We start from the raw sequence: 17,081 nt of genomic DNA, 5'->3' as shown, positions 1-17,081 counted from the left end.
TCATGCACGTCATCAACGATAGTGATGCCTACCCCAGTGAACGGGAAGCGGTGCAACGCCTGGCACCTCAGCCATGCACGATTCAAGACACTGGCCTGAGCGACAGTTTTCTCGGCGAGCTGGTCTGCAAGCATCTGCACGACGCCGGGGTGTTGGACCTGCCACGGCTGGTGGAGCGCATGGCGCTGACCGGTGCGGTACTGGAAGAAGTCCTGGCGTTCCTGCGCAAGGACGGTCGGGTCGAAGTACTCGGCCAGCTCGGGCAGACGAGCGTACAGGCCTTGCGTTACAGCTTGACCGAACGTGGCCGCAGTGCCGCCCGCGATGCCCTGGCTCGCAGTGGTTATATCGGTGCGGCACCTTTTCCGGTGAGTAGCTATCGATCCCTGATCAAGATCCAGACCATTCACCATGGGCGTATTACCGCCACCGACATGCAACGTGCCCTAGCCGGCATGGTGCTGTCGCAAGGCATGCTCGATCAGTTGGGCGTGGCGTTGAATTCCGGGCGGGCGATCATGATTTACGGCCCGGCGGGCACTGGTAAGACATACGTCAGCAGTCGTCTTATCCGGCTGTTCGCCGAGGCCATCTGGGTGCCCCATGCGATCGTCATCAACGAGTCGGTGATCGAGATCTACGACCCACAGGTGCATCAGCGCCTGGATGACAAGAGCCAATCGAACAATCTGATGCTCAATGAAGGCATCGACCGTCGGTTGTTGTGCTGCAAACGCCCGATCGTCATCACGGGCGGGGAGTTGAACATGGAACAGCTGGATGTTCGCTACGACCCCTTTACCCGCCAGTACCAGGCCGCATTGCAACTCAAGGCCAGCAACGGCCTGTTCATCATCGATGACATGGGCCGCCAGCGCATGGCCCCGGCCGAGCTGCTCAACCGCTGGATCGTACCAATGGAAGAAAAGCGCGACTTCATCAACCTGGGCGGTGGTCGCCATTGCGAGTTGCCGTTCGATCTGGTCCTGGTGTTTTCCACCAACCTCAACCCCCTGGAACTGGCTGACGAGGCCTTTCTGCGCCGCATTGGCTACAAGGTGCAATTCGGTTATCTCAAGCCCGAAGAATACGAACGCATCTGGCGCCAGGAGTGCGAACGCCTGGGCATTCCCCATGATCCGTCGCTGGTGCGCTATGTGCTGCAGCAGCTTTATGCAGGCGAAGGCATGCCGCTGGTGCCTTGCCATCCCCGTGACTTGTTGAACATGGCGCTCGACCGCCAGCGTTACCTGGGCGGATCAGGCCCTTTGTTGCCGCAAGAGTTGGAATGGGCCTGGCACAACTACTTCGTTCAGCTCGACTTCCTTTGAATCGGAGATACCGACATGAGCTCTCGTACGCTTTCGCTGATTGGCGTTTCCCTGGTAATGGGCCTGGGGGCCGCATGGATGGCTGACTCCTGGCTGAGCGCACGACTTAACGCCAAACCCGATGACCACTTGCGAAGCGTGGTGGTAGCCACCGTGCCAATTCCTTTCGGGCAGATGGTCGAGGCCCAACAGGTCACGACCGTGCGCATGCCCATGGATACGATCCCGGACGATGCCTTTGATTCCAGCGAACAGGCGGTGGGCAAGATCGCGACGTTCGACATTCTGCGCGGAGACATCGTCCGGGGTGCGCGTCTGAGTGAGCACCTGGGTGGCAGCACCCTGGCGTCTCTGATCGATCCTGACAAACGCGCCATATCGGTACGGGTCGATGATGTGGTCGGTGTGGGTGGGTTCCTGTTGCCCGGGAACCGGGTCGACGTGCTGGCAACCAAGACCACCAGCGCCGGCAGTAACAACGCCGTGTCCCGGACCATCCTTGAAAACCTGCGGGTGCTGGCGGTGGATCAGACGGCGGGCACCGACAAGACCCAGCCGGTGGTGGTACGGGCCGTGACGCTGGAAATGTCGGCCACTGAAGCCGAGGCGCTGGTGACTGCGCAGACTGAAGGCAAGTTACAACTGGCCTTGCGTAACCCGCTGAACCTGGAGAAAAAAACCGTGGTCGTGGCGCCCCCTCCTGCTCCGGTGATGGCGGTGGCACCCGCAGCGATGCCCAGGCCCGTGGTGCAGCGCAGCCCCAAAGCGCAGGGCAGCGGGATCACGGTGATCCGTGGAATCGAAAGCAGTGTCGTCAACGTTCGCTGAAAACGCGTAGAAAAATGCCTGGCCCCTTCGGCCATGGCGATGCCGATCCTCACGCGTCGGCAAACGAGGGCTCGATCATGAATCCCAGTATCCGGCAGCCTGTCACTGCGACGTTTCGGCGCCAGGAAGGAGCAGTGAGTGTATTGATGGTGATCGCGTTAATGGCGATTTCCATGATGGCGGCATTGGCCCTGGATGGCGGACACATGCTACTGAACAAGACCCGCCTGCAGAATGCCGTGGATGCCGCCGCCCTGAGCGGCGCCAAGACCCTGAGCCAGGTGACGGGCGGTCTCAACATGGCCAGCACGACTCGGGCCGCCGCCCTGGACACGCTGACACGAAATGCCGACGCGGCAGGCAACGCTGAATTGGCAACCGCTGTCGCCGGCAACCCGGGTGCGTTCGCCGTGGTGGAGCTGGCCAGCAGCGTTTATGGCCCGTTCTCCTATCCTGGGCCTGCGGATGCCAAATACGTGCGAGTGTCGGTGTCCAGTTATCGCTTGAGCGGTTTTTTCTGGAGTTTCGTGCAAGCGATGGGCAGTGCCGGTCTGGGCAATAAGGCCGTGGCGGCGCTCGCCACCGCAGGCCCCAGCCCGACGGCTCCGTGTGATCTTGCGCCCTTGATGGTCTGCGGCGACACCAGCCAATACGACCCCGCTGCCGGGAATTTCTGGAGTTACCGCTTTGGCGACCTGACGGTGCTGAAGACGGCGGCGGGCAACACTTCGCCCATCGGCCCGGGCAATTTCCAACTGCTCGATTTCGGCTCCGGCGGCAGCGCAGTGCGCGAAGACCTGGCGGGCGGGGGTTCGGTCTGCCGCAGTGTCGGGGACAACGTCCAGACCGCGCCGGGCAACAAAGCCGGCCCGACGTCCCAGGGCTTGAACACGCGATTCGGTATCTATAACGGCCCGGTCAGTTCTTCGGACTATCCACCCGACCTGGTCACCACTTCGAGCAACCCGGCGATGACCTATGACGATTCGCTCTCCCAGGCGCAATACAAAGGACAGCCCATTACTTCGAGCAACGGCGATCTCACGGCCGGCGGCGAGGCAATTCTGGACTACAACGACTGGCGAACAACGGTCGCCGCCTGTGTGGCCGGAGCTGGCAATGGCTGCGAGGGCAACGGGGTTTTCGAACGGCGGATGCTCAAGATCGTGATCGGTGACTGCACCGGCAAACTGAGCGGTTCTACCTCGATTCCCGTCCTGGGTTTTGGCTGCTATTTCGTTGTGCAGCCGGTTAATGGCGGAGGTTCGGACTCCATCATCTTTGGCCAGTTCGTCCAGGAATGCGAAGGCGATAATGTGCCCGGCCCCACGCCGGTCAGCGATACCGGCCCGCAGATCATTCAGCTCTACAAAACCTATCTCAACGGCAGCGGCACTCCGAGCACCGACTCGTAGGAGGCGTCATGAGACTTGCCCATTTCAAACCAGCGCAGGCCCAGAAAGGCGTGGCGCTGGTGGAATTCACCCTGGTATTGCCGTTGTTGTTGCTGCTGTTGCTGGCTTTTGGCGAGTTCGGCCGCATGCTCTTCCAATACAACGTGCTGCTACAGGCCAGTCGTGATGCCAATCGATTCGTCGCCGGCCAGGCCTGGAATACCACCCTGGGCAGCATCACCCTGAACAACACGCTGCAGACCCAGACGAAAAACGTCGCGGTGTATGGCACCCCGAGCCAGGCCGGCGCCGCTGTGGTGGCCGGCTTGACCACGGCTAACGTGGAGGTCGCGGCGGTGGGTGTTGACCATGTGCGTGTCACCATCACCTACACCTTTTGCCCGGTGATTGGAGCGGGCAATTGCGGCGGAACAATTCCCGGTTTTTTCGGCAGTGCCATTGCGCTGGGTATCCCGCTGGTCGCGACCACCGTCATGAGGGCGTTGTGATGAACAACAAGCACATGCAAGGCACCTATATCGTGGAGTTCGCCTTCGTTGGCCTGCTGGTGTTCATCCTGCTGTTTGGTGTGGTGGAGATGGGCCGGCTGTACTTCACTGCCAGCGCCTTGGATGAAGCGGCGCGGCGCGGCGCGCGCCTGGCGGCGGTGTGCAATATCAACGATCCGGTGGTGTTGCGCCGGGCCATCTTCAACGCCGCGACGGACGCAGGCACCAGTCAACTGATCAGCAGCCTCGCCACCTCGAACCTGGCGCTGACCTATCTGGATGTGAACGGCGCGGTGGTGGCGAACCCCGCCGACACGGTCAGCGCCAACGGATTTCGCGCGATCCGCTACGTCCAGTTGAGCGTGCAGAACTTCGTTTTCAATCTGTTCATTCCCGGGTTTGGCGTGCCCATTACCTTGCCCGCGTTCCGGGCGACGTTGCCACGCGAAAGCCTTGGGCGTCATTCCGATTCCGGGGAGATCACACCATGCTGAATACCAGGGAAACTCCACTCTCCACCATCACCGGCAAACCCGGGCTGCGGCTACTGATCAGCAGTCGTGACGCTTCGTCCCTGCGTGATTTGCAATGTGTCTGCCAGCGCATGCCTTGCCTGGAAGTGAGCACACGTCTGGTGAGCAACGGCCATGTCGATCCGCTCTACGGCCTGGAGCGGATGCCCGACCTGCTGCTGTTGCGGGTTAGTCACTTGTGGCGCGAAGAGTTGGCGGCGTTGCTGCAGCGTCCGGCCCATGAGCGTCCACCGATGCTGGTGTGCGGTCTGATGGGCGAGCAGGAAGGCATGCGCTTGGCGATGCAGGCCGGCGCCCGGGACGTGCTGCCTGAACCTTTCGCCGAGACGGAACTGGTGGCCGCCTTGAATCGTCTGGTTGCGGAGGTCCGCGTCGGTCAAGGCGCCGAGGGCAAACTGGTCGCCGTGATCAGCGCCAAGGGTGGTTCCGGCGCAACCCTGGTGGCCTGCAACCTGGCCCAGCAACTCAGCGCCCAGGCAGGTACCACCCTGTTGCTGGATATGGACCTGCAATTTGGCAGCGTGACCCATTACCTGGATGTCGCCCAGTCCCATAGCCATCTGCAAGTGCTGCAACAGGTCGAGGACCTGGACAGCATTGCCCTGCGGGGTTTTTGCAGTCACTTCAGTCCGACCCTGCACGTGCTGGGTGGCCGCAGCGGTGAGTTGTGCCTGCCACAGGACGCTCAGCCGGAACAACTCGACGCCCTGTTGCAACTGGCCCGTGCCAGCTATGACTGGGTGGTAGTGGACCTGCCGCGCCAGATCGACCACCTCACCGGTTCCGTGCTGGAGCAGGTCGACCGGGTCTACGTGGTGGTTCAACAAAGCGTCAGCCATCTGCGCGATGCCAGCGCGCTGGTGCGGATCCTTCGCGAGGACCTGGGCGTGCGCGGGGACCAGTTGCAGATAGTGGTCAACCGCTATGACAAGGCGGCCGCGGTCAGCCTCAAGGATGTCGCAGAAGCCCTGCGGTGCACCAACCTGTCGAAATTACCCAATGACTTCAACCTGGTCAGCCAGAGTCAGAACACTGGCGTGCCGTTGGGGCTGCATGCGCCGAGGGCGGCCATCACCGTTGCCCTGCGCGATTTGACCGAAGACCTGGTCGGTCACCAGATGGCCGCAGACAAAGGCCTGCTCAAACGTGCCTTCAACCGTTTTTTCGGGGGGTGACCCATGATCAGCGACTTCCGCAACCGCTTGCGTAAACAGTCCGGTAAACCTGCCATTGAGCTGGCTGGCGACAGCCTGCCGGATCCCACCCAGCAATTGATGGCCTGGGAGCATGCCATCCCCGACGTGCTCTACGAAACCCGAAGCCAGGTGACCCCGGTGGAGGCCCAGTGGCGAGAAAAAATCTACCAGCAGCTGCTCAAGGTCATGGACCTGTCCTTGCTCGACTCTCTCGAGCAGGCCGAAGCCACGAGGCAGATACGTGATATCTGCCTGCGTTTGCTCGATGAGCATTCGGCGCCGGTAAGCTCTGCCAGCCGTCAGTTGATCATCAAGCAGATCACCGACGAAGTGCTCGGTCTGGGGCCTTTGGAACCATTGCTGGCCGACCATAGCGTGTCCGATATCCTGGTCAACGGTTTTGCCTCGGTCTATGTCGAACGCTTCGGCAAGCTGCAAAGAACCGACGTGCGCTTTCGCGACGACCAGCATTTGCTGAACATCATTGATCGCATCGTCTCCAGCCTGGGGCGGCGTATCGATGAGTCGTCACCTCTGGTGGATGCCCGTCTCAAGGACGGCTCACGGGTCAACGCAATCATCCCGCCACTGGCCATCGACGGTCCGAGCATGTCGATCCGTCGCTTTGCGATCGACCTGCTCAATACCGACAGCCTGATCCAGGTTGGCACCATGACCCCGGCCATTGCCTTGTTGCTCAAGGCGATTGTCCGTGGGCGCTTGAACGTGCTGATTTCCGGCGGCACCGGCAGCGGCAAGACCACCATGCTCAACGTGCTGTCCAGTTTCATCCCCCACAACGAACGCATCGTCACCATCGAGGATTCGGCCGAACTGCAGCTGCAGCAACCTCACGTGGTACGCCTGGAAACCCGTCCTTCGAACATCGAGGGGCGCGGCGAGGTGAGTCAGCGGGAGCTGGTGCGCAACAGCCTGCGGATGCGACCGGACCGCATTGTCATCGGCGAAGTGCGCGGCGCTGAAGCGCTGGACATGCTCACCGCCATGAACACCGGTCACGACGGCTCCCTGACCACGATCCACGCCAATACAGCGCGTGATGCGTTGGGGCGAATCGAGAACATGGTGTCGATGACCGGCGCAACTTTTCCGATCAAGGCCATGCGTCAACAAATTGCCTCCGCCATCGATGTGGTGATCCAACTGGAGCGTCAAGAAGACGGCAAACGACGGGTGGTGAGCATGCAGGAGATCAATGGCATGGAAGGAGAGATCATCACCATGACCGAAATTTTCTCCTTTTCGCGCCAAGGCATCGGTGAAAACGGCGAGGTGCTGGGGGATTATCGGCCCAGCGGCATGATCCCGGCCTTTCGCGATGTGTTGGCCAGGCGCGGCATCGAGTTGCCGCTGACCCTGTTCCGCCCTGAGTGGATGGAGGCCCGGTCGTCATGAACAACATCCCCAGTGAGTTCATCCTGATTTTTCTCGCCATGGTGTTCATCGCCGTCTTCCTTCTGTCCCAAGGCGTGGTGGTGCCGGTGTTCGGCGAGGCCGGCAAAATGCGCAAGCGCATCCGTGGGCGCCTGCATGTGCTGGAGAAAGCCAACCATCTGCCCAACATGCAGACCGTATTGCGGCAGAAGTACCTGACGCGCCTGTCACCCCTGGAAGCCCGGCTTGAACAGTTGCCGTTCATGGCCAACCTGACTCAGTTGATCGAGCAGGCCGGCCACGAATACCGGGCTTATCGGGTGATGGTGCTCGGGCTGGCCCTGGGCGTGGCGGCCGGTGCCGTGGTGCTGATGTTCTGGCCGGTATGGTGGATGGCGCTGCTGGTGGCCTTTGCGGTGACCTGGCTGCCGGTGCTGAAAATCATGCGTGACCGTAACAAGCGTTTCGCCGCCTTCGAGGAAGGTTTGCCGGATGCACTGGACGCCATGTGCCGGGCCTTGCGCGCCGGGCACCCGTTCAACGAAACCCTGCGTCTGGTCGCCGAGGAGCATAAGGGCCCGGTCGCCCAGGAGTTCGGCATGACCTTCGCCGACATCAACTATGGCAACGATGTGCGCCGGGCCATGCTCGGCCTCCTGGAACGCATGCCGAGCATGACGGTGATGATGCTGGTGACCTCCATACTTATCCACCGCGAAACCGGTGGCAATCTGACCGAAGTACTGGAGCGCCTGAGCCGCTTGATCCGCGGGCGCTTCCGCTTCCAGCGCAAGATCCGGACCCTGTCGGCGGAAGGGCGCATGTCGGCCTGGGTACTGGTGGCGATCCCCTTCGTGCTGGCGATCGCCATTGTGCTCACCAGCCCCAGCTATATGCCGGTGCTGATCAATGACCCTATAGGTCACAAGCTGATCATCGGCGCGTTCTGCGCCATGTTGCTCGGGATTCTCTGGATACGAAAAATCATCCGGATCCAGGTTTAAGCGCCCTTGCGGCGAGAGGTATCAGTCATGGATTTTCTGCTCGGGTTGTTCAGTCGGTTTACGGGAAACGAGGAGGCGGCACGGCTGTTGTTCATCGCCGTGATCGGCCTCAGTACGGTACTGGCGGTCGTCGCCATGATCCTGCTGATGCTGGGCCTGCAGGACCCGGTGCAACGGCGCCTGGCGTTGATCAAACGGGGGTATTCCGGCAGCACGCAAGGGCAGGAGGCGCCAGGTAACCTGCAACTCTTGCTGGAACGGGTCGGCCAGCGTTTCGCAGCGACTGACCCGACCCAGGCCAGCGCCACCCTGACCCTGCTCACACACGCCGGCTACCGTTCCGCCTCGGCGGTGCAGATGTACTGGGCCGTGCGCCTGATGCTGCCGTTGCTGCTGCTTGGCGTTACGTTGCTGCTACTGCCGCTGATCAAGGTGTCCCTGATTGTCGGTTTGCTGGTGGCGACGCTGATGGCGGGTATTGGATGGCTGCTGCCGGCGCTTTACGTCGGCAAGCGCAAACAGGCGCGACAAGCCCGGCTGCGGGCGGCATTTCCCGATGCGCTGGACCTGATGGTGGTGTGCGTCGAGTCAGGCCTGGCCCTGCCCACCACCATAGAACGGGTGGCTGAAGAGATGTCGGTCAGCCAGGTTGAGCTGGCCGAAGAGCTGGCTCTGGTGAACGCGCAGATCCGCGCCGGTATCACCAGCACCGATGCTCTCAAGCAACTGGCCCTGCGCACCGGCCTGGACGATATCCAGGGCCTGGTCAGCCTGTTGGCCCAGAGCATCCGCTTCGGCACCAGCGTGGCCGACACCCTGCGCATCTACGCCGATGAGTTTCGTGACCGGCGCACCCAGGCGGCGGAGGAAATGGGCGCCAAAATCGGCACCAAGCTGATCTTTCCGCTGATTTTCTGCCTCTGGCCAAGCTTCTTCCTGGTCGCCATCGGCCCCGCCATGATTGGTGTGTTCAGGGCCTTTGGAAATATGTAGAGGCGCGTACGACCCCATCTGGACAAGCCTGTGGCGAGGGAGCCTGCTCCCGCTCGAGCAGCGCAGCGGCCCCGTTTTGCGGCTGCTACGCAGCCGAGCGGGAGCAAGCTCCCTCGCCACGATGATGACTGCCTGAAAGCCAACACCCAGCCGGGCACACAAAGGTCACCCTCTCAAAGTCCATACCCAACCGAACACTACCCCGTTGGGCCGCGTAGCGGTCCTGAAAACCAGGATACGGTATGTCACCCACTGGCCGGCCCCGCGCAAGACTCAGTTTGAATGGGGATGTGCTTCCTGGGTGGGGCAACCCAACGGGGATAGATCCCTCGCCACAAACAGGGGCGCTCGACCTGATGCAAGGCAAACCAAAAGATCGCAGCCTTCGACAATGCCTACCCCGGATCGGATGTAGGGATTGTCGAAGGCTGCGATCTATTGGTTTTCCACTGTGTGTCAGTTGCTGCTGGTGATTTCCCCTCCCGAGTCCTGTTCGAAGAATTCCGGGATCGGGTAATTGAAACTATTGAGCCAGCGCTGCATGGCCAGTTCGCGTTCGCTGGCCGAGGCGGTTTGCAGGTGAGTTGAGGCCACCACCCCGCGAATCTGCAACTGCATCCAGCTCTCCGTGCCCTGTTGCGCGGCCGAAGAGGGGCCAGGTTCAATGGCCCAGGCGGTGGTGGACAGGCAAGTCATGCACACGATCAACAGTTGTCTGGTTTTCATCTCTTGGACTCCTCGTAAGGCTCTACTTGACCGCATCGGATGAAGCGTCGGCCATATCGGTCAAACGGTTCGCGGGTGACGTCACCCCGGTAGGGGTCGAGCCTCTGATTTTTTCCGCCCGGGCTTGAGCATCGGCCACTTGTTTAGGGCTCAGGTTGGCCATATTTGCGAGTTCGGCTGCCTGCTTCCAGTTGTCCTGGTAAATCAGCAGCGTCACCATGTTGAAGGCGGCCAGTGAGTCTGACTGTCTGAGCTCCATGGCGGTCATGAACTCGAAGCGGGCTTCAGGGATCCGTCGCTGATTGAGATAGACAACCCCCAGGTCATTGCGGATTTTCCCTTCGGTGGGGGACATTTTCACCGCGCGCTCAAGGTGTTCGGTGGCGCCAGCATGATCATGTCTGGCGGCAGCCAACTGGCCGAGGCCATGCTCGCCATCGGCGGCCAGGCAAGTGCCGAGCAGGCTCTGGTACAACGGCTCTGCTTCGTTACGTCCCATCAGGCGCAGCACGCGCGCCTTGCGCAGGCGGACCTGGACCAGATCCTCCGGCAGACCTTCAAGGTTCGCCAGGCTGGCGTACAAACGACCATCATTGGCCATGTCATCGGCCAGGTTCAGCGCCAGTTCCTGATCGGATCCGGGCTTGGCACAACTGGCCGGGCGTGAAGCCACGCCATTGCTGGCGCAGCCGACCAGCAGCACCGTTGCGGCTATCGCGATCACCGCTTTCATTGAATGTCCCCTCGTATCAGGTTGAACACGTGGATGCTTGCACTTCAGGCGCCGGCTCATTGGGACAGCCCGTTACGGTTGTCGAACTCGCCGTTTTCGAGGAAGTACATGCGGTAGAAACTGGGGTCGTAATTGCGCAGCTGTTCGCCCGGCAACGTGGGCAGTTGTGCGTCGGCGGCCAGGGGTTGGACCAGGTGCGGCGTGACGATCATCAGCAGCTCGCGTTCTTCACGATTGATGGAGTTATCGCGAAAGAACGCGCCGAGAATCGGAATATCACCTAACCCTGGCAATTTGTTCACCTGGGAGGCGTTACGCGTACTGATCAGGCCGCTGATGACGAAGCTTTCGCCATCGGCCAGGGCGATACTGGTATCGGTACGGCGTACGGTGAGCGCCGGAACCAGCGTGCCGGCGATGTTCACCGCGTTGGTGAAGTCCAGTTCACTGACTTCCGGTGCCACCTTGAGCATGATGCGGTTTGTTCCGATGACGGTGGGCGTCAAGGTCAGACGAATCCCGAATTCCTTGTACTCGATGGACACGTTGTCGCTGCCGGCGCTGGGCACCGGGATTGGCACTTCGCCGCCGGCCAGGAAGCTCGCGCTTTGCCCGCTCAGGGCCACCAGACTCGGCCGCGCCAGGGTGTAGGCGAAGCCGCTGCCTTCCAGCGCATTGATCATCAGCAGGGTTTGTCCGGTGGCGAAGGACAGGTTGAACATGTCGTTATTGACCGGCAATGACGGCCGGACCACGCCACCGATGGTGGGCAGGGTTCTCGGCGCGCCGAACAGGAAGTTGCCACGGCTACCGAAAATAGAGGTTGAGGCTTCCTTGAGCTTGGTCCGGCTGACTTCGACGAAACGGATGTCGGTCTGCACCTGGGCGAGCAGCATAGGGTCTTCGGAGGGGACGTTCGCTGCGCTGGTCAGTGCTGTAGTGGCCCTGCCTTTGACGAAGATCATGCTCTGGCGGGGGATTTTTGAACATGCCGTCCAGACCATCAGGCTGGTGGCACCGGGCGCCAGGCCCGTGAGAATGAAGGCATCGCTGCCGCTGGGCTGTACGTCGGCAATCTTCGGGTCGCCCACCGCCAGCTTCGTTACGGGGGCCAGGATACGCAGTTCGTTCTGGAGCCCTTGGCCAACCTCGAAGGTCGCTGGCAAATTGTCCAACTGAGCACAATTTGCCGTGGCGGCCTGGGCCGCTTCCAGGCCTAGGCCCATCCAGAACAGACCATGAATCAATTGCTTTAACGCGGGCAGGGTACGATAGCTCATGAAGTGATCCTCGACAGAGAGGCCGTCCTAGGCTTACCAGATGCCTCGGATCACTTAAGGGGCCCGGGCTGCCCCTTGTATTTCACCCGTTCATCGAGCGGCTGCGGTGAGCGCCTCGTCGCTAAAGCGAGCGGGCGCATCCCACCGGCCTGACTGAATGGCAGGCAGCTTTCGAAAAACCTTTTGAGCCCCGCGATACCGGGGTGGCGAGTAGGGTGACCGGTTGATCAGGTCGCCCGAGGGGTGATTTATTCACCGCCGTGCCCGCTTCTTTCTGAAGGTAGTTCATGCATGGCAAAGCGCCACGCCATAAACGAAAAAAACGACTAAAAAGTGACGGGAGGGGAAAACTCGGCAAAGTAGCCGTCAATAATTTGTCTTTTGTTCGGTTTCGTGGGCGTATTCGCAGGGAAAGGATCAGCCGCCCAGCAAACAGAATCAGGATCACGCCCATGGTCCGTTCGAACCAATGTCCCAAGCGCATGAACACTTCCCGCACCCGGGCGCTGGAAAAAAACAACGCGACGACGATAAACCACAGTGCATTCACCAGGCACATCCAGACCCCGTACAAGGCCTGGATCTGCAGCGGTGTGGTGGTGCTGATCAGCGTGGTGAAGATGGCCAGGAAAAACAGCGTGGCTTTCGGGTTGGTCGCGTTGGTCAGAAACCCGGTGACAAACGCTTTGAATGGCGTTTGCCGGGCAGTGGTTTGATTGTTGGTTTGCTCGCCTTCAAGGGTGGATTTGGGTTGGCTGCGCAGCAGGCTGACACCCAGGTAAAGAATGTAGGCACCGCCCACCACCTTGGCGACCATCAGCAACCAGGGGAAGGTGTGCATCAGCGCACCCACGCCAAGTAAGGTGTAGATCACATGCACCGAGATGCCGGCGCCTATGCCCAACGCTGTGCAGATCCCGACCCAGCGGCCAAAACGAACGCTTTGGCGGATCGTCACGGCGAAATCAGGACCGGGTGCGACCACCGCAAGAAAATGAACGGTGGCCAGGGCCAGGAATTCGCCAACGTAGCTGGATAGCATTTCAACTCCGAACGGTCAGGGCGAGGCATCGCGGCGATAACCGATTAAAAAGAGAAAAGGCTCAGGCGCGGATATTTCATACCCGCATCGGAATGTGTGCGGGATTATAAGTTGTGTGAAAACGGGTGATAATCCGTTCAAATTACACAGGGCTTTTGCTTCATGAGCACAAATCAATCACTGGCCTTGCTCGCCGAAATGGCCATTTTCGTCAAGGTCGTGGAGACCGGCAGTTTCTCCGAAGCGGCCAGGCAGTCAGGCTTGTCACCGTCGGCTGTCAGCCGCAGCATCTCTCGTCTGGAAAAGGCCTTGGCGACCCGATTGCTGCAACGCACCACTCGCAAGCTGCGCTTGAGCGATGGTGGCGAAGAAGTGTTCAAGCGCTGTCGGGAAATGGTCGCCGCCGCTCGGTCGGTGATGGAAGTCAGCGGCCAGTTCACCGATGAAGCCGAGGGGCGGATCCGGGTCAGCGTGCCCAAGGCGGTAGGACGCTTTGTCATTCATCCCCACATGTCCGAGTTTTTGCGTCGCTATCCCAAGGTCGATGTGGAGTTACTGCTGGAAGATCGGCAGGTCGATCTGATCGACGATCACGTTGACCTGGCTTTGCGGATCACCGACCAGCCGCCGGTCGGGCTGGTGGGACGTCAACTATTGACCATTGACCACCTGCTCTGCGCCACGCCGCGCTACCTGGCCGAGCACGGCATCCCCGAGCATCCCCACGATCTGCTGGAGCACAGCTGCATCTACTTGGGAGAAACCCCACACGACGCTCGCTGGAAACTCAGGAAAGGCACCCGGTCCGTCACCGTCGGCGTGCGTGGGCGCTATGCCGCCAATCATACGGGCGTGCGGCTGGAGGCTGTTTTGCAGGACATTGGCATCGGCAGCTTGCCGTACTTCACGGCCCGCCATGCGCTGGAGCAAGGGTTGATCGTACAGGTGCTGGCGGATTGGACGTTTCTGGCCTCCTACCAGGGTGGTTTGTGGCTGCTGCATTCGCCAACCCGCTACCTGCCGCCCAAGTTACGGGTGTTCATTGATTATCTGGTGGAGTGCCTGGAGAAGGAGCCCACCTTGAATACCGCGCCCCACAAAAAAGGCCCGCCGGATTAACCGTGCGGGCCTTTGCATGACTGATCGCAATCAGTGCTTGCTGTCCTGATCGGACATCGCCAGTAATTGTTTTTCCTGGTTCCAGTCGAAGGGTTCGTCGTTTTGCTCCGCTTCGAAACGACGTTCTTCCAGAGCCTGGTACAAGGCGATTTCTTCGTCGGGCATATAATGCAGGCAGTCACCAGCGAAGTACCACAGCAGGTCACGAGGCACCAGGTGGGCGATCTGTGGATAACGGACAATGACCTGACACATCAGGTCCTGGCCCAGGTACTGGCTTTCGATCGGATCAACGGGCAACTGCGCGCGCAATTCGTCGAAGCGCTCCAGAAACAGGGCATGGCTTTCTTCGGGAACCTGTTCTGCCTCACCCACGGCGACCAAGATGCTGCGCAAGTGGTCAAGCAAGACAAGGTGATCGGCAACGACGTTGGACACGAGATAAGTCCTCAAGAGCAAAACGGGCGCAAGAGTATAAAGCGCTTGCGCCCGTTTTTACATGGCACAGAGCACAGGGTCGCCAGAATCAGCGGACCTTGTCCTCGGCGAGCGTGAGCGCCTCCTTGTCGAAATCATCCACGTCGATCACTTTACGTCGGGCCGCTTCGGCCTCGCGCAGGGTTTGGGCTTCGCCGGCCTGTAGCACGCCGGCTTCGAGGGCCGCGTCGATGACCTGTTCGCCAGGGGCGGGGTTGAGCTGACCCTGTTTGAGCGCACCGTGCAGTTTCTTGTGCAGCGGATGAGCAGCGGCCAGCAGGTCGCAAGCGTGCTGCAGCGCCCCCACCGGATCGTCGACCGATTGCGGGCGATAGCAACCCTGCAGCAGCTCCTCAAGGGTCGGGTCACCCTTGGCCCGACCGATCACCGCGGCCACTTCAGCGTCCAGCCTGTCGCTCGGACCTTTGTGGCGGCGGCCGAAGGGGAACACCACCACGCGTAACAGACAGCCGAGCACGCGGTTCGGGAAGTTAGCCAGCAGTTCGTCCAGCGCACGCTCCGCCTGGCCCAGGCTTTCTTCCATGGCCCAGGTGAACAGCGGTTCCATATGGTCCGGCGAGTCCAGGTCGTGGTAGCGCTTGAGCGCTGCGGAGGCAAGATAGAGGTTGCTCAATACATCCCCAAGGCGCGCCGACAAGCGTTCGCGACGTTTGAGTTCGCCGCCCAGCAACATCATGCTCAGGTCCGCCAGCAGGGCGAATGCCGCCGCTTGCCGATTGAGGGCGCGGAAATAACCCTGGCTCAAGGCGTTGCCGGGGGCTCTTTCGAAACGCCCCAGGCCCAGGTTCAGCACCACGGTGCTGGCGGCGTTGCTGATGGCAAAACCGATGTGTTTGAGCAGCAACCCGTCGAATTCGATCAGCGCCTGGTCTTTATCTTCTCGCGTGGCCAAGGCCATTTCCTTGAGCACGAACGGATGGCAGCGAATCGCACCCTGGCCGAAGATCATCAGGTTGCGTGACAGGATGTTCGCGCCTTCGACCGTGATGAAGATCGGTGCGCCTTGCCAACTGCGCCCCAGGTAGTTGTTTGGCCCCATGATGATGCCCTTGCCGCCGTGGACGTCCATGGCGTGGCTGATGCATTCACGGCCCCGTTCGGTCAGGTGGTACTTGAGGATCGCCGACAGCACCGAAGGTTTTTCTCCCAGGTCCACCGCGTTGGCGGTCAGCATCCGGGCGGCGTCCATCATCCAGGCGTTGCCGCCGATACGGGCCATGGCTTCCTGAATACCTTCGAAGGCCGACAATGGCACGTTGAACTGCTCGCGTACCTGGGTGTACTGGCCGGTCACCAGGCTGGTGAACTTCGCCGCCCCGGTGCCCACTGCCGGGAGGGAAATCGACCGACCGACCGACAGGCAGTTCATCAGCATCATCCAGCCCTTGCCGAGCATGGGCTGGCCGCCGATGAGAAAGTCCAGCGGGATGAACACGTCCTTGCCCCAGTTCGGTCCGTTCATGAAAGCGGCGCCAAGGGGCAGGTGACGACGGCCGATATTGACGCCAGGGGTGTCGGTGGGAATCAGGGCGAGGCTGATGCCCAGGTCTTCTTCATCGCCCAGCAGGTGATCGGGGTCATAGGCCTTGAAGGCCAGGCCGAGGAGGGTGGCCACCGGTCCCAGGGTGATGTAGCGCTTTTCCCAGTTCAGGCGCAGGCCCAGGGTCTCCTGGCCTTCCCATTCGCCCTTGCAGATGATGCCGGTGTCGGGCATCGCCCCGGCGTCTGAGCCCGCCAGCGGCCCGGTCAGGGCGAAGCAGGGGATGTCGTCGCCGCGGGCCAACCGTGGCAGGTAATGGTTGCGTTGTTCGTCGGTGCCGTAGTGCAACAGCAATTCGGCTGGGCCGAGGGAGTTGGGGACCATCACCGTGGAAGCCAGGTCGCCGCTACGGGTGGCCAGTTTCATCGCCACCTGGGAATGGGCATAGGCGGAGAAGCCCTTGCCGCCGTATTCCTTGGGGATGATGAGCGCGAAGAACCCGTGCTCCTTGATGTGTGCCCAGGCGGCGGGCGGCAGGTCCATGGCCTGGCCGATCTGCCAGTCGCTGACCATGGCGCAGAGTTCTTCGGTGGGGCCGTTGAGGAAAGCCTGTTCCTCCTCGCTCAGTTGCACCTTGGGATAGGCCAGCAACGTGTCCCAGTCCGGCCGGCCACTGAACAGTTCACCGTCCCACCACACCGTACCGGCGTCGATGGCGTCGCGATCGGTTTCTGACATGGGAGGCAGGGTCTTCTGGAACCAGTTGAACATCGGCGCGCTGAAATACTTGCGGCGCAGGTCCGGCAGCAGCAGTGGGGCCGCGACAGCGGCGAGCGCCACCCAGAGAATAAACATCAGCCAACCGGGAGCGGGACTGAAGAGGCTCATGGCCAACAGGTAGACCGCGATGATACCCAGCGCAGGCAACGGGGCGGTGCGCCGGTGCGCCAGCCAGGCTTTACCGACGACCAGAACCAGTATCCACAACAACAGCATATGTAATCCTCCGTGAACCAGGGC

The 17,081-nt window shown here is 61.1% G+C and carries 15 protein-coding genes and 1 pseudogene; 10 read left to right on the top strand and 6 right to left on the bottom strand.

Features of this window, described 5'->3' with window-relative positions; all coding sequences use genetic code 11:
• Positions 1-2 precede the first annotated feature (2 nt).
• From MA884_RS16635 to MA884_RS16595, 9 genes are all read left to right on the top strand, one after another.
• On the top strand, positions 3-1,331 hold the full coding sequence (locus tag MA884_RS16635; RefSeq protein WP_256231533.1) for an AAA family ATPase: 1,329 nt from the start codon (positions 3-5) through the stop codon (positions 1,329-1,331).
• Positions 1,332-1,346: 15 nt separating this feature from the next.
• On the top strand, positions 1,347-2,159 hold the full coding sequence (gene cpaB / locus MA884_RS16630) for a Flp pilus assembly protein CpaB (RefSeq protein ID WP_256231532.1): 813 nt from the start codon (positions 1,347-1,349) through the stop codon (positions 2,157-2,159).
• Positions 2,160-2,236: 77 nt separating this feature from the next.
• Positions 2,237-3,574: a TadE/TadG family type IV pilus assembly protein gene (locus tag MA884_RS16625; RefSeq protein ID WP_305519094.1), complete on the top strand. Its 1,338-nt coding sequence runs from the start codon at positions 2,237-2,239 to the stop codon at positions 3,572-3,574.
• 8 nt (positions 3,575-3,582) lie between these two features.
• A complete protein-coding gene (locus tag MA884_RS16620) occupies positions 3,583-4,062 on the top strand; it encodes a TadE/TadG family type IV pilus assembly protein (protein ID WP_256231531.1) in 480 nt (159 codons plus the stop codon).
• Positions 4,062-4,556 carry a TadE family protein gene (locus MA884_RS16615; RefSeq protein WP_256231530.1) on the top strand — a complete coding sequence of 165 codons (495 nt, stop codon included), beginning with the start codon at positions 4,062-4,064 and terminating at the stop codon, positions 4,554-4,556. The genes MA884_RS16620 and MA884_RS16615 overlap by 1 nt, the downstream gene beginning before the upstream one ends.
• The gene (locus MA884_RS16610; RefSeq protein ID WP_256231529.1) at positions 4,550-5,770 is read left to right on the top strand and encodes an AAA family ATPase; all 1,221 of its coding nucleotides are present in this window, start codon (positions 4,550-4,552) and stop codon (positions 5,768-5,770) included. Before MA884_RS16615 ends, MA884_RS16610 begins: the two co-directional genes overlap by 7 nt.
• A gap of 3 nt (positions 5,771-5,773) precedes the next feature.
• On the top strand, positions 5,774-7,207 hold the full coding sequence (locus MA884_RS16605) for a CpaF family protein (protein WP_256231528.1): 1,434 nt from the start codon (positions 5,774-5,776) through the stop codon (positions 7,205-7,207).
• Positions 7,204-8,190, top strand: a complete 987-nt coding sequence (locus MA884_RS16600; RefSeq protein ID WP_256231527.1) for a type II secretion system F family protein — start codon at positions 7,204-7,206, stop codon at positions 8,188-8,190. The genes MA884_RS16605 and MA884_RS16600 overlap by 4 nt, the downstream gene beginning before the upstream one ends.
• A gap of 27 nt (positions 8,191-8,217) precedes the next feature.
• Positions 8,218-9,183 carry a type II secretion system F family protein gene (locus MA884_RS16595; RefSeq protein ID WP_256231526.1) on the top strand — a complete coding sequence of 322 codons (966 nt, stop codon included), beginning with the start codon at positions 8,218-8,220 and terminating at the stop codon, positions 9,181-9,183.
• Between the two features lie 456 nt (positions 9,184-9,639).
• On the opposite strand, the gene MA884_RS16590 is transcribed toward MA884_RS16595, so the two are convergent.
• From MA884_RS16590 to MA884_RS16575, 4 genes and pseudogenes are all read right to left on the bottom strand, one after another.
• Entirely contained in the window at positions 9,640-9,909 is a 270-nt protein-coding gene (locus tag MA884_RS16590) for a DUF3613 domain-containing protein (RefSeq protein WP_256231525.1), read from the bottom strand.
• A gap of 22 nt (positions 9,910-9,931) precedes the next feature.
• Positions 9,932-10,642 (bottom strand): tetratricopeptide repeat protein, encoded by a 711-nt coding sequence (locus tag MA884_RS16585; protein WP_256231524.1) that lies wholly within the window; start codon positions 10,640-10,642, stop codon positions 9,932-9,934.
• A gap of 56 nt (positions 10,643-10,698) precedes the next feature.
• Positions 10,699-11,922 (bottom strand): type II and III secretion system protein family protein, encoded by a 1,224-nt coding sequence (locus MA884_RS16580; RefSeq protein WP_256231523.1) that lies wholly within the window; start codon positions 11,920-11,922, stop codon positions 10,699-10,701.
• A 406-nt stretch (positions 11,923-12,328) separates the two neighbouring features.
• Positions 12,329-12,964, bottom strand: a pseudogene (locus MA884_RS16575) (LysE family translocator); the annotation flags it as partial.
• 162 nt (positions 12,965-13,126) lie between these two features.
• Here MA884_RS16575 and MA884_RS16570 point away from each other — a divergent pair.
• Positions 13,127-14,083, top strand: coding sequence for a LysR family transcriptional regulator (locus MA884_RS16570; RefSeq protein ID WP_256231522.1), 957 nt, complete (start codon positions 13,127-13,129; stop codon positions 14,081-14,083).
• A gap of 30 nt (positions 14,084-14,113) precedes the next feature.
• Here the strand turns inward: MA884_RS16570 and MA884_RS16565 are convergent, their stop codons facing one another.
• The gene (locus MA884_RS16565; protein WP_256231521.1) at positions 14,114-14,521 is read right to left on the bottom strand and encodes a PA2817 family protein; all 408 of its coding nucleotides are present in this window, start codon (positions 14,519-14,521) and stop codon (positions 14,114-14,116) included.
• Between the two features lie 88 nt (positions 14,522-14,609).
• The gene (locus MA884_RS16560) at positions 14,610-17,057 is read right to left on the bottom strand and encodes an acyl-CoA dehydrogenase (protein WP_256231520.1); all 2,448 of its coding nucleotides are present in this window, start codon (positions 17,055-17,057) and stop codon (positions 14,610-14,612) included.
• Between the last annotated feature and the right edge of the window lie 24 nt (positions 17,058-17,081).

The organism is Pseudomonas sp. Q11 (genome assembly GCF_024494355.1).
Lineage (GTDB): Bacteria > Pseudomonadota > Gammaproteobacteria > Pseudomonadales > Pseudomonadaceae > Aquipseudomonas > Aquipseudomonas hefeiensis.
This window is presented reverse-complemented; position numbering and strand designations above follow the sequence as displayed.

Excerpts from the sequence above, each read along its gene's own strand:
- MA884_RS16635 (WP_256231533.1), top strand. The coding sequence starts at position 3 with ATGCACGTCATCAACGATAGTGATGCCTACCCCAGTGAACGGGAAGCG.
- cpaB (WP_256231532.1), top strand. The coding sequence starts at position 1,347 with ATGAGCTCTCGTACGCTTTCGCTGATTGGCGTTTCCCTGGTAATGGGC.
- MA884_RS16625 (WP_305519094.1), top strand. The coding sequence starts at position 2,237 with ATGAATCCCAGTATCCGGCAGCCTGTCACTGCGACGTTTCGGCGCCAG.
- MA884_RS16620 (WP_256231531.1), top strand. The coding sequence starts at position 3,583 with ATGAGACTTGCCCATTTCAAACCAGCGCAGGCCCAGAAAGGCGTGGCG.
- MA884_RS16615 (WP_256231530.1), top strand. The coding sequence starts at position 4,062 with ATGAACAACAAGCACATGCAAGGCACCTATATCGTGGAGTTCGCCTTC.
- MA884_RS16610 (WP_256231529.1), top strand. The coding sequence starts at position 4,550 with ATGCTGAATACCAGGGAAACTCCACTCTCCACCATCACCGGCAAACCC.
- MA884_RS16605 (WP_256231528.1), top strand. The coding sequence starts at position 5,774 with ATGATCAGCGACTTCCGCAACCGCTTGCGTAAACAGTCCGGTAAACCT.
- MA884_RS16600 (WP_256231527.1), top strand. The coding sequence starts at position 7,204 with ATGAACAACATCCCCAGTGAGTTCATCCTGATTTTTCTCGCCATGGTG.
- MA884_RS16595 (WP_256231526.1), top strand. The coding sequence starts at position 8,218 with ATGGATTTTCTGCTCGGGTTGTTCAGTCGGTTTACGGGAAACGAGGAG.
- MA884_RS16590 (WP_256231525.1), bottom strand. The coding sequence starts at position 9,909 with ATGAAAACCAGACAACTGTTGATCGTGTGCATGACTTGCCTGTCCACC.
- MA884_RS16585 (WP_256231524.1), bottom strand. The coding sequence starts at position 10,642 with ATGAAAGCGGTGATCGCGATAGCCGCAACGGTGCTGCTGGTCGGCTGC.
- MA884_RS16580 (WP_256231523.1), bottom strand. The coding sequence starts at position 11,922 with ATGAGCTATCGTACCCTGCCCGCGTTAAAGCAATTGATTCATGGTCTG.
- MA884_RS16570 (WP_256231522.1), top strand. The coding sequence starts at position 13,127 with ATGAGCACAAATCAATCACTGGCCTTGCTCGCCGAAATGGCCATTTTC.
- MA884_RS16560 (WP_256231520.1), bottom strand. The coding sequence starts at position 17,057 with ATGCTGTTGTTGTGGATACTGGTTCTGGTCGTCGGTAAAGCCTGGCTG.